Genomic DNA, 16,194 nt, shown 5'->3' with positions numbered 1-16,194 from the left:
TGTGGGGCGTCTCAGTGGAAGACGTGCCAGACGTGGGGTTGGAGGGGGTGCTGCTTTATTTGCGGTACTTGTCTCCGCAGTGGTGGTGCCGGTCAGCTCGGCAGGGGCGGTCGCGGCGGTGGAAGCTCCGGGACTTTCGGAGGGGCAAAAGGCGCTGGCCGAGGCGCAGGCCTCCGGCACACAGGTCGAGGTGGCCAGCGAGCGCTCTGAGCGCACGACTGTCCTCGCCAACCCTGACGGGTTTTCGTTCACGCTGCGCGAGTCCTCGGTTCCGGTGCGGGTGGCCAAGCCCGGCGGGGGCTGGCAGGCGCCGGACGCGACGCTGGAGAAGCGCGCGGATGGTTCGGTGGCGCCGAAGGCGGCGGCACCGCAGATGGTGTTCTCCGGCGGTGGCGATGGTGATCCGCTGGCGCGGATCGCCAGTCGGGGCCGCTCGTTGGAGCTGAAGTGGCCGGGCGAGCTGCCCGAACCGCAGCTGGGCGGTGCCAGCGCCCTCTACCCCGAAGTCCTCCCGGGCGTCGACCTGAAGGTGACCGCGACGGTGGAGAGCTTCCAGCATGTGCTGGTGGTGAAGACTCCCCAGGCCGCGGCGAGTGAGGAACTGAAGAAGCTCACCTTCGGACTGAAGACCGCGGGCCTGAACGTGCGGGAGGGCGCGGCAGGCAATCTGGCCGCGGTGGACGGCGATGGCCAGGCGGTGTTCAAGGCGCCGCGGGCCCAGATGTGGGACTCGGCGGGCCAGGACGTCAGTCAGGCCCCGACCGCGGCGGCCAAGAGCGCGTTGGCCGAGGCCGACCAACCGTCGGACCCGTCGGAAGCAGCCCCGTCGGGCGAGGGACTGGAGCCCGGCCAGGGCGATGTGGTGTCCCCCATGGACGTGCAGGTCGACGAGGGCTCCCTGGAGATCGTGCCGGACACCAAGATGCTGACCGGCACGGCCGCGTCGGCGTACCCGCTGTTCATCGACCCCAGCATCACGTGGAGTGAATCCGAGCGCACCCTGCTGCGCTCGGACGGCTACGAGGACTACGCCTGGGGCAACGGCGAGGACGACCTGGGCAAGGGCGCGGGCAAGTGCGGCATCTGGAACAACTACTACTGCGGGCCGGGCTATGTGCAGCGGCTTTACTTCGAGTTCTCCCCGGCCGCGCTGAAGGGCAAGAAGGTCCTGGACGCCACGTTCCGGGTGACCGAACCTTGGGCGTTCCAGTGCGACCCGCGCTGGGTGGACCTGATCCGCACCAGCGACAACATCTCCTCCGCCACCACCTGGAGTTCACGTCCCGGCGGCTGGGACACGATGGGGGACCGACATGTGTCGGCGGGCCGGGGCTCGTTGTGCGATCCGGATTCTCCGGACGCGCCGATCGAGTTCAACGACAACCCCGAGGAGTCCAACGAGAACCTGACCCCGACCGTGCGGGACTTCGCGGCGGGCAAGTTCAAGAACCTCACCCTGATGATCAAGGCGCACGACGAGACGGACACCTCGGCGTGGAAGCGATTTCGCAACGATGCGGTCCTCGAGGTGAACTTTGTCGGCCTGCCGGACAAGCCCACCGGCGTGGGCCTGGTCACCGGGACGGGCACGGTGTGTGAGAAGGACGCATCCGACCCGGCGATCGTCTCCGATCCGACCCCGGGCCTGGCGGCCACCACGCAGACCAAGCCGGGTGGTGAGCGGGAGGCCCAGCTGAAGATCTTCTTCGATCTGGATCACCAGAACACCGACAAGACCTGGTCGGACACGACTGCCGGCAATGGTGACGTGCGGCCCTCGGGCGACGCGTATGCCGGCGACGGCAAGAAGCAAACGATCACCTGGTCGACACTGGCCGATGCCAAGCTGTACCGGTACCGGGCGTGGGTGCAGTCGTACTACAACGGCGGCAAGAGCCACTTGGCCGGCCCATCGAATGCCTCGACCACCGGCTGGTGCTACTTCAAGGTCGACAAGACCGCCCCCAAGGCACCCCAGGTCACCCTCGGCGCCCCCTACACCCCGTGCCTGCCGGACAGCTGCGCGGCCAAGGGCGGTCCCGGACAGAAGGCGACGTTCACCTTCGCTCCGGCCAGCGGGGACACGAACGTGGTCGCCTACGAGTACAAGATGTCGTCCGCGGCCGCCTGGACCCGCACCACAGCGAAATCCGCCACGTTCACACCACCGCGCTCAGGTACGTACCACATCTATGTCCGGGCTGTCGACAACGTAGAAGAGGGGAGGCCCGGCGCGCAGAGCACCGTGGATTTCTTGGTCAACTCGGGTGAAGGGCCCCTCGGGCGCTGGCGATTTGACGAAGCCAGCGGTGCGGCGATCGACACGGGGACGGCCAGCGGCACCACGCGGCACAACGCCACGCTGGCGGGCGGCGCGGTCCGTGACGACCGGGGCCGGCGCGGGCAGATCACGCATGACGCAGAAGGGCTTCCGCTAACGGACGTGATCACCGACAAGGGCCTCGCTCTCAACGGCAGCTCCGGAAATGCCGCCACCAACGGCCCCGTCTTCGAGCCCCGCGCCGCGTATACCATCTCCGCCTGGGTGCGCCTGGACTCGATGGCGAAGGACGCGGCGGTGCTGGGGCAGAAGGGTCCGGACGGCAACCCGTTCGCGCTGTGGTACATCGCCTCACAGAAGAAGTGGTACTTCGGCGTACGTAACGCCGACTCCACCAGTTTCACCGGCAGGTACTCGGTGTACGAGGCTCAGCCCAACGTCTGGACCCATCTCGCGGCCACCTATGACCCGGACACCGGGCAGCTGGCGTTCTACGTGGACGCCCGCCGACAGGGCGACCCGGTGGCAGTGTCCAAGACGATTGCCTCCGACGGGCCACTGCAGTTCGGCCGCCTTCAGAGCGCCAGTGGCACCAGCTACAGCAACTACTTCCCCGGCTCCATCGACGAGATCGCGATTTGGCAGCGGGCCCTGTCCGGCGAACTCATCGACGACGAGGCGAAACTGCAGACCTCGGCTCAATTCGCGGGGGTGGAGATGGTGGCGGACTGGGACGCTTCCCGCGGCAGCGGCACCACCGTGGCGGACTCCACCTCCGGCTACGGCAAGAACCTGACCCTGCAGGGCGGAGCCTCACTGAGCGGCGGGGAGATCGTGCTGGACGGTGTCGACGACGCGTCAACTGCGCCTGGTCCGCTGGTGTATGACCATGCGGCGTTCACCGTGTCCACCTCGGTCAGCCTGAACAGCGCCCAGCTCGCCACCAAGAACATCGGCTACATCGGCCAAGTCCTCGGCCAGCGCACCACGGACGGCGCCTCCTGGGGCCTGTGGTTCGAGATGACCGGCAAGAAGACCGAAACCGTCCCCGATCCGGACACCGGCGAGGACATCGAAAAGGTCACCCCCTCGGGCCGTTGGCACTTTGGTCGGCTCAACGCGGACGGCACGTTCAGCTCCGTGGTCTCCGACGAGGTAGCCGCCCTGGACAGCCCTGTCAGGCTCACCGGAATCTACGACTCGCTGAACGGCACGATCAGCCTGTACCTGGGTCACAACCAAAACGGCGACAACACCGCCTACAGCGTCAAGCTCGGCACCGGCGACTTCGCCATCGGCAAGGCCTTCGACGGCGGCACCTGGAAGCACTACCTACCGGCCCGGATCTCCGATGTCCGGCTGTGGGCCGGTGCGATGGCCAGCTCCGAACAGATCGACGCCCACGTCGGCGACTGACCTGCGATAGGTGGGCCGGGCCAAAGCCCGGCCCACCCCGCGGCTCCTCAGTGCGGCCGCGTACACGACTTGAGTCACTTTCCTTCTTCATGAACTGGGCGGGGTAGATCTGATGGCGTTTGGCATAGGCACCTCAAGGCGCCGAAGAGTGGAGAGTCGGCGCTGGGGCCGCACCTTGGTGGTGACCACGTTGGCGGCCGCGTTGTTGGCCCCGGTGGGCCAGACCACCGTGGCGGTGGCCGAGGACAAGGGGCTGGGCAAGCCGGACCTGCCCGAGCAGCGTGTCACCAAGGTCAAGGTGATGGACGAGCTGGGTGCCAAGGAGGCCCGCGCCAAGGTCGCCAAGGACCGCAGGGCCAATGATGCCCAAGGAGACGAGGCCCGCCAGGAGCAGAAGGCCACCTGGCCCAAGCAGGGCACCGCCACCCTCGACCTGGCCGGCGCCCAGGCGATCAAGGCCGCACCGAGCGGCATGCCGGTCACCCTGAACCCGAAGGCGAGCAAGAAGGCACAGGCTGCCGACGGCCAGGCCCGCATCACCGTCCTGGACCAGAAGGCTGCCCGCAAGGCCGCCCTCACCGGCGTCCTGCTGACCGCCACCGCCGACGAAGCAGGCGCGGCCAACATTCAGGTCGGCTATGGTCAGTTCGCCTCCGCAGTGGGTGGCGGCTGGGCCGAGCGCCTGCACCTGGTGCAGCTGCCCGCCTGCGTCCTCACCACGCCAGAGAAGCCCGAATGCCGCGAGCAGACCCCGCTGAAGTCGGCCAATGATGTCGTTGAGCAGCGCGTCTCGGCGCAGGTGACGCTCCCCGCAGCCGAAGTAGGCAAGCAGGCGTCAGCCGGTTCGGATGCGGTGGTGCTGGCGGTGACCGCCGCGGCCGTGAGTGGTCAGAATCCCAAGGGCACGGGCGACTACTCCGCCACCGCCCTGTCGAACTCGACAGCCTGGCAGGCGGGCGGCAGCTCCGGCTCGTTCACCTGGTCCTACGACTTCACCCTGCCGCCCGCGGCGGCTGGGCCCGCTCCCGGAGTGTCGTTGTTGTATGACTCCGGGAGCATCGACGGACGCACCGCCACCACCAACAACCAGGGCAGCGCGGTCGGCGAGGGCTTCAGCATCTCGGACTCCTACATCGAACGCAGCTACGGCCGTTGCGACAAGGACGGCCACGCGGACACGTACGACCGCTGCTGGAAATACGACAACGCCCAGCTGGTCCTGGACGGCAAGTCCAACCGTCTGATCAAGGTGAGCGACAGTGTGTGGCGTCTTTCCGGTGATGACGCCTCCAAGGTGACCCGCTCCACCGGGGCCGACAACGGAGACCAGGGCGACACCGGCAAGGACGGCGAGTACTGGACCGTCATCACCGGTAATGGCACCAAGTACGTCTTCGGCCTGAACAAGCTCGACGGTGCGACGGACCAACGCACCAACTCCACCTGGACCGTGCCGGTGTTCGGCGACGACAGTGGCGAGCCGGGCTATGAGAAGGGTGACGCATTCGCCGACCGGGCGCTGACCCAGGCCTGGCGGTGGAACCTCGACTCCGTCGAGGACACCAGCGGCAACGTCTCCACCTACTGGTACACGAAGGAATCCAACCACTACAAGAAGAACAAGGCGACCACGGCCAACGCCTCCTACACCCGCGGCGGCTACCTCAAGGAAATCAAGTACGGGCTGCGCAAGGACGCCCTGTTCACCGACGACGCCGACGCAAGGGTCACCCTCGACCACGCCGAACGCTGCACCGTCGGCGCCTGTGCCGAGCTGACCAAGGACACTGCCAAGAACTGGCCGGACGTCCCGTTCGACACGATCTGCTCGGATGGTGACACCGAGTGCAACGCATCCGGCCCGTCCTTCTTCTCCCGCAAGCGGCTGACAGGCATCAACACCCACTCCTGGAACGCCACCGCGAAGGCCTACGACCCGGTGGACTCCTGGACGCTGGGCCAGGACTACAAGGACGCAGGCGACATCGGGGACACCTCCGACCACGTACTGGTCCTGGAGTCGATCAAACGGACGGCCAAGGCCGGCACTGATATCCCGGTCAACCCGATCTCGTTCACGTACCAGTTGCGGCCGAACCGGGTGGACGGCACGGATGACATCCTGCCGATGAAGCGGCACCGCATCTCCACCGTCACTTCGGAGACCGGGGCCATCACGACGGTCAACTTGTCGTCCCCGGAGTGCAAGCGCAGCGAAGTCCTTACCGCACCGGAGGACACCAACACCCGTTCCTGTTATCCGCAGTACTGGAACATCAACGGCGCCGAGAACGCATCGGTGGACTGGTTCCACAAGTACCGCGTCCTGGCCGTCACCGTGGCCGACCCGACCGCGCAGAACGAGGCAGTCGAGCACCATTACGACTACTCCGGTGCGGCCTGGCATCACAGCGACGACCCGTTCACCCCCAAGGACGAGCGGACCTGGTCGGACTGGCGCGGCTACCGGCAGGTGACTGCGTACACGGGCGCCGAGAGCACCACCCGCTCCAAGGCTGTGTCGCTGTTCATGCAGGGTATGGACGGTGACAAGAAGAAGGACGGCACCACCCGCTCTGTCACCCTCGCTCCCCTCGCGGCGCCTTCCCTCGGCGTCGCCGGGATCGCCGACAGCGACCAGTACGCCGGCCAACTGCGCCAGCAGGTCACCTACGACGGTGCTACCGCCATCGGCGCGCAGGTGAACGAGCCGTGGTCCAAGGAGACCGCACGCCAGACCGTGCCCGATGCGGCCGACCACGCAGCCCGCTACGTCCGTACCAAACAGACCACCACCCACACCTATCTGACCGCCGCGAAGAAGTGGCGCGCCCTGAGGTTCCCCCTGCCGGTCGGACAGCTTGATACTGGGACGGATGGTCCCGGAGGAAGCAGTCACAGGTAGTGAGCCAGAAGAGCAACATGAGTAAGCGGTACACGGCCGAGTTCAAGCGGGACGCGGTCGCCTTGGCGTTGTCCTCGGAGAAGACGGTCACCGAGGTGGCGAGGGATCTGGGCGTGAGTCCGGAAGGGCTGCGCGGGTGGGTGAAGCAGGCGAAGATCGACCGCGGTGAGGGGCCCGCCGGGGCTTTGACCACTGCGGAGCGTGAGGAGCTGGTCCGGCTGCGGCGGAAGGTCCGCGAGCAGGAGGCCACGATCGAGGTTCTGGGAAAAGCGACCGCCTTCTTCGCTCAGGACAAGATGAGGTAGGCACCGCGGCACGGTGTCACCTCATCGATGCGGAGAAGGCATCGGAGGGGAATCTCGCAGGTCACAGCGTTGCGTTTCTGTGCCGTGTGCTGGGGGTGTCCCGTTCCACCTACTACGCGCACAGGGCGGCAGGGCCGGCCCGGGCGGTGCGGGAGCGGGCCGAGGAGGTGCTGGTGGGCGAGATCCGGGTGCTGCATGCCGGATCTCGCGGTGCCTACGGGGCCCCGCGTGTCCACGCCGCCCTGCGGCGGGCCGGGCGGGCGGTGAACTCCAAGAAGGTCGAGCGGCTGATGCGCAAACACCGGATCGCCGGGATCACCCGCCGCCGGCGTCGGGGCCTGACCCGGCAGGCGAAGCGGGCGGTGTTCGCGCTCGACCTGATCGGCCGGGACTTCACCGCACCCCGGCCCGGGATGCGCTTGGTCGGAGACATGACCGAACTTGTCACGCTGGAAGGCAAGTTGTATCTGGCGACCTGCATCGATCTCGCGACGCGGGAGGTGGTCGGCTGGGCGATGGCCGACCACCACCGCGCCGAGCTGCCGGTCGCTGCCCTGCGGATGGCGGCCGGGCGTGGCGGCCTGGAGTACCGCTGCATCATGCACACGGATCGCGGCAGTGAATACACGAGTGACGAATTCCGCACCGAAATAGGCAAGTTGCGCATGAGGCAGTCGATGGGACGCGTCGGCTCTTGTTACGATAACGCCGCCGCGGAAAGCTGGTTCGCCATCCTGAAAGCGGAGATCGGGACGACCGTGTGGGAGACCCGCGAGGCGGCCCGGGCCGACGTTTTCCGCTACATCGAGGTCGAGTACAACCGCAGCCGACTCCGTCGGCACCCCGACTACGGGTACGTCACCCCGCTCGAAACGAGATCCCTGCTCAGGCAGAACCTCGCCCCGGCAGCGTAAACACCCGCTGTCCAGTTCGCGGGGGGAACTTCACCCACACTGTGGCCACCAGTTACGACGACTACGGGATGGCGAACAAGGTCGAAGACCGCGGTGACGACGCCAAGACCGGAGACGAAACCTGCCAGGTCACCTGGTATGCCCGCAACGACGAGGCGGGGCTGACCAGCCTGGTCTCACGCTCACGCACCGTCGGCAAGCCCTGCGCCGTGGCTAACGAGGACCTCGCCCTGCCGGCGGACGACGCCGAGCGCGGCGATGTCCTGTCGGACACCGCCACCGCGTACGACAACATCGCGTACTCCTCGACGATGAAGCCGACCAAGGGCTTGGCCACCTGGACCGGTCGCGCCAAGGCCTACAGCTCGACCGCCGTGGTCACCTGGCAGAAGGTCTCCGCCACCGCGTACGACGAACTCGGCCGTGCTACCAGCGTGAGCGGCGCCGACAGCACCATCCCTCCCGCCACCACCGCCTACACGCCCGCCACTGCCGGCCCGTTGACGAAGACCATTTCAACGGACGCCAAGGGCTTCAAGGGCATCAGCTACCTTGATGCGCGCCGTGGTCTGGTGCTGCGCAGCTTCGACGCGAACACGAAGAAGACGCAACTCGCCTACGACGCTCTCGGCCGTCTCACCGATGTGTGGTTGCCCAACCGGGACAGCGGCACCCAGGGCCCCAACAGCAAGTTCGCCTACCACATCGACAACAAGAGCCAGTCCTGGGTGTCGAGCTCGGCCCTGAAGAAGGACGGCACCACCTACAACACCAGCTACGCAATCTATGACGCGCTGCTGAGGCCGCTGCAGACCCAGTCCCCGACCCCACAGGGCGGACGGCTACTGACGGACACTCGCTACGACACCCGCGGTCTGGCCTACGAGACGCACGCGGACATCTTCGACATCCTCAGCACGCCCAACGGCAAGTATGCCCGCGCCGCCTACGGCAAGGCCCCCAACCAGACCGAGACTGGCTTCGACGGCGCAGGCCGCCCGGTCACCAGCAGCCTGCTGGTCATGGGCGTCAAGAAGTGGTCCACGTCCACCAGTTACACCGGGGACTCCACCGCCACCTCGGCGCTCGACGGAGGATCGGCCGCCCGGACCATCACTGACGCCCTCGGGCGCACCGTAGAAACCCGCGAGTATGCGGGCAACAACCCTACCGACAGCGACTACGGCGACAGCCTCGGTGCCACCTATACCTCCACGAAGTTCGGCTTCACGCTGGACGGCAAGCCGCTGACGATCACGGGCCCCGACAAGGCCGAGTGGGGCTACACCTACGACTTGTACGGGCGGTTGGACAAGGCCACGGATCCGGATACGGGCACCACGGACACCGACTACAACATTCTCGACCAGGCCATCAAGGCCACCAACGCCGAGGGCAAGTCGGTCGTGACCGACTACGACGCCATCGGCCGCATCGAGGGCACCTGGGCGGGCTCGCAGACGGATGCCACCCAGCTCACCGGCTACACCTACGACACCGTCCTCAACGGCAAGGGACAGCCAGCCACCTCCACCCGCTATGTCGGCGGCAAGGCGGGCCAGGCCTACACCCAGACGGTCACCGTCTACGACAGCCTCAACCGCCCCACGGCCACCAAGCTGGACCTTCCTGCCAATGACCCCTTCGTCAAGCAGGGCTTGATCAAGTTCCGTAGGTGTCCGGATCGTTGGTGATGCCCAGGATGGGGAGTGCTCGTTGGGGTTCGTCGCGGATCGCCCGGGTGGTCTTGGCGATGTTGTCGGCTCCGAGGGTTTTCAGCACGCCGATGGCGAGGTTGCGGAGGGTCGCCATGGCCCGTGGTGCGGTTCCGGCGTGGACGGTGGAGGCGTCCTCGGCGAAGGTGACATCCCTGATGTGGTGCGAGGAGTTCTCCACTCCCCAGTGCCCGCGAATCGCGGTGGCCAGTTCGGAGGGGCGGGCTTGGTGGGCGTCGAGGCTTGTGACGGCGTAGACACTCTCACGGGTCTCGCGCTTGCCGGTCTGCTTGCGGCGGCGGTGGACGCGGATGGCCAGGCGGGCGTGGGGAAAGGCGATCCCGCCGAGTTCGTCCGCGACGGCGCAGGTCTTGATCGAGCGGGACTCGCGCCTGCCGTGCCCGGAGGCGGAGGCGGTGTGCTGGACGGCGATGTCCCGCCACGGCAGGGCCGCGAGCTGGCTGTGGGCGGTCGGCTGGTTGGTCTTGATCACGGCGATGTAGTGGGCCTTCTTGGCCTCGACCAGCCAGGAGATGTTCGTCTTGACCGAGTGCAGGGCGTCGAAGGTGACGACGGTGCCGGCCAGGTCCAGCGGTGCCAGGAGCGGTTGGAAGTGTGTGGTTTCGTTCGTCTTCGCGCCGACCTCCACCTGGGCGAGGGTCACGACGGTGCCGTGAGTGACCGCGGAGAGCAGATGCCGGCGCGTCGCGGTGAGACGGGCTGATCCCTTGAGTGCTTTGCCGTCGACAGCGATCACGCGCGGCCGCCCGGACGCGGACGGCGACGGCGCCTGGTCGGGCTCGGTGGCAGCGCGATGCCGGTCGGCCAGGTAGGCGCCCACCGCCCGGTCCAGGGCGTCACCGTCAACAGCCCCCAGCACACGGCCGATCGTGGCCGGCGACGGAGTGCGCCGCCATCTGAGCAGGTGGCGCCGGATCCCGATGACTGTCAGCAGTGCGTTCGAAGCACGCTGGCCCCACTCGGCGAGTTCGTCGATGCTCCTCGCTCCCGAGACGACCGCGCAGGCACACACCAGCAGGATCGATGTCAGCGAGTACCACCGGCCCCGCCGGGAGCGCGGGTCGGGCACCGAGTCGAAGTAGAGGCGCAGGTCAGCGACCCGACCGGCATCCAACGGACCCAGCTTCACCAACACGGCGGGAATGGGAGAAGATACAGCGGCAGGCACGGGCCACCTCATGATCATCGGGCTTAGACACCACAATGATCACGAAGCCCGTGCCTGCCCTGTTATGCACCCCAACCGGTCACAGCCCGACCAGCCGCACGCCCCCGGAACTTGCAACCGCCCTGTTCGTCAAGGCCGGAGCCCCGCAGACGCTGGAGTACTCCAGCTACTACAACATCGACGGAACCCTCCAGAACACCAAGGAACCTGCGCTGGGGGGACTGCCTTCCGAAATCGTTGAGTACGGCTACAACGGCCTCGGTCAGCCCACCACACTCGGCGGCAGCACCGGCTACATCCTCGACACGCACTACACCGCGCTCGGCCAGGTCGACCTGCAAACCCTGGGCACCGCCAACAACGAGGAAACCAAGAAGAGCTACCTCGCGAACACCTTCGAAGAAGGCACCGGGCGCGTCACCCGCAGCTACATCAACGCCCAAGCTCACCCGAGCCCGCTTCAGGACCTCAACTACAGCTACAACCAGGCCGGCAACGTCACCTCCATCGCCGACACCTCCACCCTCGGCGGCGGCGCGGAAACCCAGTGCTTCACCTACGACGGCCACCGCCGCCTGACCGAAGCCTGGACCCCCAGCTCGCAGAAGTGCTCCGATCCCCGCAGCGCCGCCAGCCTGTCCGGGCCGGCCCCGTACTGGACCTCGTATGAGTACAACAGCGCGGGCCAGCGCCGCCTGGAGACCACACACAAGGCCACTGGCAACACCAACACCACCTACTGCCACGAGAAAGCAACCCAGCCGCACGCTCTCACCGGCACCAGCACCAAAGCCGACTGCACCAACCCCGATCGCACCTACAGCTACGACGACACCGGCAACACCACCAGGCGCCCCGGCCCGAACACAACGCAGGAGCTTCTCTGGTCCGAAGAGGGCAAGCTCGCCAAACTAACTGAAGACGGCAAAACCACCGACTATCTCTACGGCCCTGACGGCTCCATCCTCGTCCGCACCACCCAGGGCGGAGAACGTGTCCTCTACGCCGGTACAACGGAGCTGCACCTCAAGGCAAATGGCACCTTGTGGGCCCAGCGCTATTACGGGTCGGCTGCAGTCCGCTCCAACGCAACCGGCGCCAACAAGCTGACCTACCTCGCCGGCGACCACCACGGCACCCAGTCGCTGGCCATCACCGCCGACAACACCCAAACCCCGAGCAAGCGCTACCTGAGCCCCTTCGGCGCCGAGCGCGGTAGGCCCACCGGAAACCCCTGGCCCGACGACAAGGGATTCCTCGGCAAAACCAACGACATCACCACAGGCCTCACCCACATTGGAGCCCGCCAATACGACCCCGCCATCGGCCAATTCATCAGCGTCGACCCCCTCCTCGAGGCCGACAAACACCAAACACTCAACGGCTACGGATACAGCGCCAACAACCCCCTCACGTTCAGCGACCCCAGCGGCCTCCGCCTCGCCTGCGGTGGCAATTTTGCTGAAGCCTGCCCCACGCGGCCTGACGGAACACCAGGCAACGGACGTCCCAACGAAGCCGTCGACTACAGCAAGCCGCGCCCGTACCACCCCTGCAACAGTGGCTGCGGCAAGTCAGTTGAAAAGCGTTTGCTGGAGCTTGGACCGCAGACAGATGATCGCGACGCCCTGCTGCGTTACTTCTACGCCTACGGCAGTGGAACATCGGGAGCTGGTGACTTCTGGGCAACCGCGGTGGGAGAGGGCGACCGACTGTCCATGGCCTGTTATGGGCGAGCTGGGTGCCGGGCGGCACATAGCTACTTGCTTGGCCACGATGACGTGGACGGTGCGAAGCGAATAGCGGCGACATACTGCCTTGAACACGCAAAGGCATGCGCATCAGAGGCGACTTGGGAGGAATTTACTGCCGGCTCCATGCGTCAAGCCCTTGAGTTGGTAGCGATGGGCGTCGGGGGAGGTTCGTACGGCTGCAAGTGCTTCCCTGGTGACACGAACGTGCTGCTTTCCGACGGAAAGACAAAACCCATCAAGGACGTCAAGGTTGGCGATACAGTCCTTGCAACCGATCCAAAGACTGGGGAAACCGGGCCCAGGAAGGTCACTCGCCTCATCCGCACCGAGGATGACAAGCACTTCAACACGCTGTCCATCGCCACCGAGGATGGCATTGAAAAGCTCACGGCAACCCACGAGCATCCCTTCTGGTCACCTTCGGAGAAGGGCTGGGTCGAAGCAGGTGACCTCGAACCGGGCATGACCCTGCGCACCGACGACGGCGACACTGTCATCGTCACCGGCAACAAGCCCTTCACTAAGCACGCCATCACCTACAACCTCACCGTCGAAGGCCTCCACACGTACTATGTGCTGGCGGGGGCCACGCCGGTACTCGTACACAACTCGTCGTGCCCGCGGTTCGTTGCGGACTCCTCCGGTAATGTCATCGAATTGCCGCAGGTTAAATCGAGCATCAGTAGTCAGAAGCAGGGGAGACACATCCTCGGCGGGAGGGGATATAAGGGCGGCGGTTATTTCAATTCGCAAGAAGACGCGCAGGCGGTGCTCGACGCCTACCATTCAGGAGCGGTACAGGTCATGGGGATAACAAAGACGGGTAATATTCAAATTCGAGTCCCTTCCGTCGTGGGCTACGACAATAATCCAGCTATGAACCGTTTCGGAGTTCCCACGAATATTTTCATGATCAAGGGGACTAAGAGTCCGAGCGTTGTGCCGATGAATCCCCAGGCGGGCGCGCCGTGACCGGCAATCAAAGGCATCAGCGCGAGAACGAGGTCACGCTTCTTGCAATGCAAGCACTGCTTGGCATGATTTCGCCTGATGTGATCGCCGTGGCTGTGCGTGTTGAGGAAGCTCGCGTGGAACTGATCTTCTGGACTCATCGCCAATCGAGTGAAATTGAAGACGATGCCGAAGAGGTTACCTTCGAGCTGGACGCCCTGTTTTCCGAAGATCACCCGATGATCGAGTACGTGATCAAGATCGGCGAACCGGATTCGAAGTCAAATGCGTCTGGGTATCGCATGATCTACTGGGCAAAGCCAGACTCCGCACAGATTAGTGATGAATAGGCAGGCGTGCTGAAGTTTTATGAGGTCCCGCTGGGCTGCACTCCGGCGGGACTTCAGACGTGCCTGACGGCCATGGCCCGAGCACCTTGTCAGCGCCTACTCGGCGGTGTCCGCCGCGGAGCACATCACGCTGCCCGGACAGTCAACCTTCGGCCTCGCAAAATTCCGCTATGGGCTTGGGTTCCGTGCCAGGTAGTCCTGCAGTTCCCGATGCCGGAATTGGTAACTGCTGCCAGCCATCCTGATCAGTTCTGCGTCGTAGCACCAGTTCAGGAACCGTCCCAGCCGCCATGGTAGCCACCGGTTGCTCCATCGCCGGGTGCACAACAGCAGAGCGATATACCGTGTGCCGGCCAGCCCACCTGCGAGACCGAGTACGGGACCGCCCCCGATCCCGATCGTGAGCCCACCGGCCAGACAAGCAGTGAGAACACCGGCGAGCGTCCCGGCGTGCTCGGCCGTTACCACACCCATGAGCGTGACGGCGCCGCCTCCTGCCAGGCCGAACATGGCCCCCGACGCGACGGTGCCGAACGCCTTGCCCGCTACTCCGCCAAGGACTCCGCCCGCAAGGGCCATCATGATCCCGCCCGCAAGGCCGGCGAGGCCAGCCGTTAGTCCGGCAGCGAGACCGACCAAAAGGCCAAAGCCCAGCCCGAAGGCGAGGTCGGCCCGCACCATGTCTCTTGGGTCTCCCGCTCCGATCGTCCCCGGGGCAGCAAGTCCCGCGGAGACTCCAGCCACGAGAGCGGTGACAAGCCCAACCACCACCCCAGAGGGGACACCGGCCGCAACCCCCACCCCAGCCCCAGCCACGCCCCCACCTGAGAGTCCCACCGGAACGCCTGACGACAAACGGCGCACCCCGGAAATCGTCCGCAACCGGTGTAGGTCAGCTCGTGTCGTCTCGGGCCACACGTCATGCCACGCAACGAACGCCGGCCAGAGGGTTGCCAATGCCCACAGCGTCGCAGTGAACAGCAACAAGGGATTGGAAGACATCGGTGCTTGAGTCAGCACTGCTGCGGCACCCGCACTCCACGCCCCTACAAGCAGGGCCGCGTGAACCGCACGGGGAGGGCGGGCACCGGCAAGAGGCCACAGTTCGTGCAGAACCACATCGGTACTTGACAGCGGTCGCCCCGCCACACTCCGCCCAGTGATCGCGTTGTGATTCATGTAGGAGGCAAGGACAGCGAGCCAGGCATGGACTCGCTCTGGGGTGTAGGAGCCGCCTTTGGGAGGTGGATGTATGAACGTGGCGGCTGGGATGAACAGGCCCAGTAGATGATCACGAACCGTCTCGGCGGTGTTCAGCTCCTCATCGAGTAGAGCCGTGGGGACGTGCAAGTAGCTGCCACTTCGTGGGTTGCGCTGCTCGTAAATGGTCACTGCCAGCGTGAGCCGCCAAGGCGTCGATAGGCCTTGGGCCAGCGGTCCGGATGGGCTGTGATCGATCCTCTGCAGTACCTGCTGCCACCGGGAGAGATCGGTGACCCGGTCTTTGAGGAATTCGCGCGCTTTGATGGCGCTGACCGGGCGGATCTCCACACGCGCGGCATCCTGCGCCCAAACGCCCATCGCCTCCAGTGCCTCGTAGTGGCTGCTGCGGCATGTCAGCACCATTTCGGCCTTGCTCCGCCCATGCTGGTAAGCGTTGAGCCCGCGCAGGGCCTGAGCGGCACGGGAATCGAAGGTGAGAGCGGGGTCGTTGTCCATCTCGTCCACACCGTCCACCACGGGTAGCACCCGGCGCGCAGCGACCAATTCCCTGGCCGTGGCGTGAGGCACCCGGTAAACCTCGACCAGGTGTGCCGATAGCCACGCCTCCACCGGTTGGTCGGTGTTCCAGGCGGCTGCCGACAGCCGTACCGGCACAGGACCCTCTGGTGCCCGGCTTTCCAGCAGACCCAGTATCAATTCCACCGCGAGTACGGTCTTGCCCGCCCCCGGTGTCCCAGTGATCACCATCCGGCGCGGACGTAACTGCTCGTAATAGGCAACCACTTCCGTCAGATGCCCGACTGGCCCAGCACCCTCAGCGTCATGTGCCGCCGCTAGGCGGAGGTCGAATTCGACATCAATTGTTTTGTCATGTGCGCCGAGTAACTTGGTTCGCGCATCCCGCTCCGCGACTACCACCGCCCTGGCCAGCAGTGCAGCAGCCGTGGTCACGTCGGTCTCCTGTAACCGTAGTGCCCGCACCGACAGCCGCCCAGCCCAGACGCTGACAGATAGTGCCAGCAATCCGACAACCGCAGAGACAGGGTCGACATCCCCCACCCCAATCCGCGGCATCGGCTTGACCAACAGCAGCGCTAGCGCAATCACTAACGTGCCAATCACCCCACATCCAAGCGCCCACCAGCGCGCTCCACCCCTACGCATGGCCACATAGCATGACGGACGGAACG

The 16,194-nt window shown here is 65.8% G+C and carries 6 protein-coding genes and 4 pseudogenes; 8 read left to right on the top strand and 2 right to left on the bottom strand.

The annotated features are described in order from the left end of the window. Window position 1: 1 nt before the first annotated feature. The 5 genes and pseudogenes from QF035_RS10945 to QF035_RS10925 all read left to right on the top strand — a co-directional run. On the top strand, window positions 2-3,697 hold the full coding sequence (locus tag QF035_RS10945; RefSeq protein WP_373466627.1) for a LamG-like jellyroll fold domain-containing protein: 3,696 nt from the start codon (window positions 2-4) through the stop codon (window positions 3,695-3,697). A gap of 112 nt (window positions 3,698-3,809) precedes the next feature. Continuing rightward, window positions 3,810-6,527: pseudogene (locus tag QF035_RS10940) on the top strand (RHS repeat-associated core domain-containing protein); the annotation flags it as partial. Between the two features lie 92 nt (window positions 6,528-6,619). Continuing rightward, complete coding sequence (locus QF035_RS10935; RefSeq protein ID WP_123471932.1) at window positions 6,620-6,907, top strand: transposase; 288 nt, start codon at window positions 6,620-6,622, stop codon at window positions 6,905-6,907. Between the two features lie 14 nt (window positions 6,908-6,921). After that, window positions 6,922-7,821 (top strand): annotated as a pseudogene (locus tag QF035_RS10930) (IS3 family transposase); the annotation flags it as partial. Window positions 7,822-7,853: 32 nt separating this feature from the next. After that, window positions 7,854-9,479, top strand: a pseudogene (locus tag QF035_RS10925) (RHS repeat-associated core domain-containing protein); the annotation flags it as partial. A 4-nt stretch (window positions 9,480-9,483) separates the two neighbouring features. Here QF035_RS10925 and QF035_RS10920 read toward each other — a convergent pair. Further along, complete coding sequence (locus QF035_RS10920) at window positions 9,484-10,692, bottom strand: ISAs1 family transposase (RefSeq protein ID WP_307519909.1); 1,209 nt, start codon at window positions 10,690-10,692, stop codon at window positions 9,484-9,486. A 194-nt stretch (window positions 10,693-10,886) separates the two neighbouring features. On the opposite strand from QF035_RS10920, the pseudogene QF035_RS10915 reads away from it, so the two are divergent. The 3 genes and pseudogenes from QF035_RS10915 to QF035_RS10910 form a co-directional block, all read left to right on the top strand. Then, window positions 10,887-13,100 (top strand): annotated as a pseudogene (locus QF035_RS10915) (polymorphic toxin-type HINT domain-containing protein); the annotation flags it as partial. A gap of 36 nt (window positions 13,101-13,136) precedes the next feature. Next, window positions 13,137-13,451: a polymorphic toxin type 50 domain-containing protein gene (locus tag QF035_RS55685; protein WP_373466942.1), complete on the top strand. Its 315-nt coding sequence runs from the start codon at window positions 13,137-13,139 to the stop codon at window positions 13,449-13,451. Then, window positions 13,448-13,780, top strand: coding sequence for a hypothetical protein (locus tag QF035_RS10910; protein ID WP_307519906.1), 333 nt, complete (start codon window positions 13,448-13,450; stop codon window positions 13,778-13,780). The genes QF035_RS55685 and QF035_RS10910 overlap by 4 nt, the downstream gene beginning before the upstream one ends. A gap of 168 nt (window positions 13,781-13,948) precedes the next feature. On the opposite strand, the gene QF035_RS10905 is transcribed toward QF035_RS10910, so the two are convergent. After that, window positions 13,949-15,955, bottom strand: a complete 2,007-nt coding sequence (locus tag QF035_RS10905; RefSeq protein WP_307519904.1) for an NACHT domain-containing protein — start codon at window positions 15,953-15,955, stop codon at window positions 13,949-13,951. Window positions 15,956-16,194: the final 239 nt, after the last annotated feature.

The organism is Streptomyces umbrinus, from assembly GCF_030817415.1.
Lineage (GTDB): Bacteria > Actinomycetota > Actinomycetes > Streptomycetales > Streptomycetaceae > Streptomyces > Streptomyces umbrinus_A.
The sequence above is the reverse complement of the archived record's forward strand: the minus strand, read 5'-3'. Positions and strand labels throughout refer to the sequence as shown.

Bases quoted from the DNA above. Each gene is read 5' to 3' on its own strand.
- QF035_RS10935 (WP_123471932.1), top strand. From the start codon at position 6,620: ATGAGTAAGCGGTACACGGCCGAGTTCAAGCGGGACGCGGTCGCCTTG.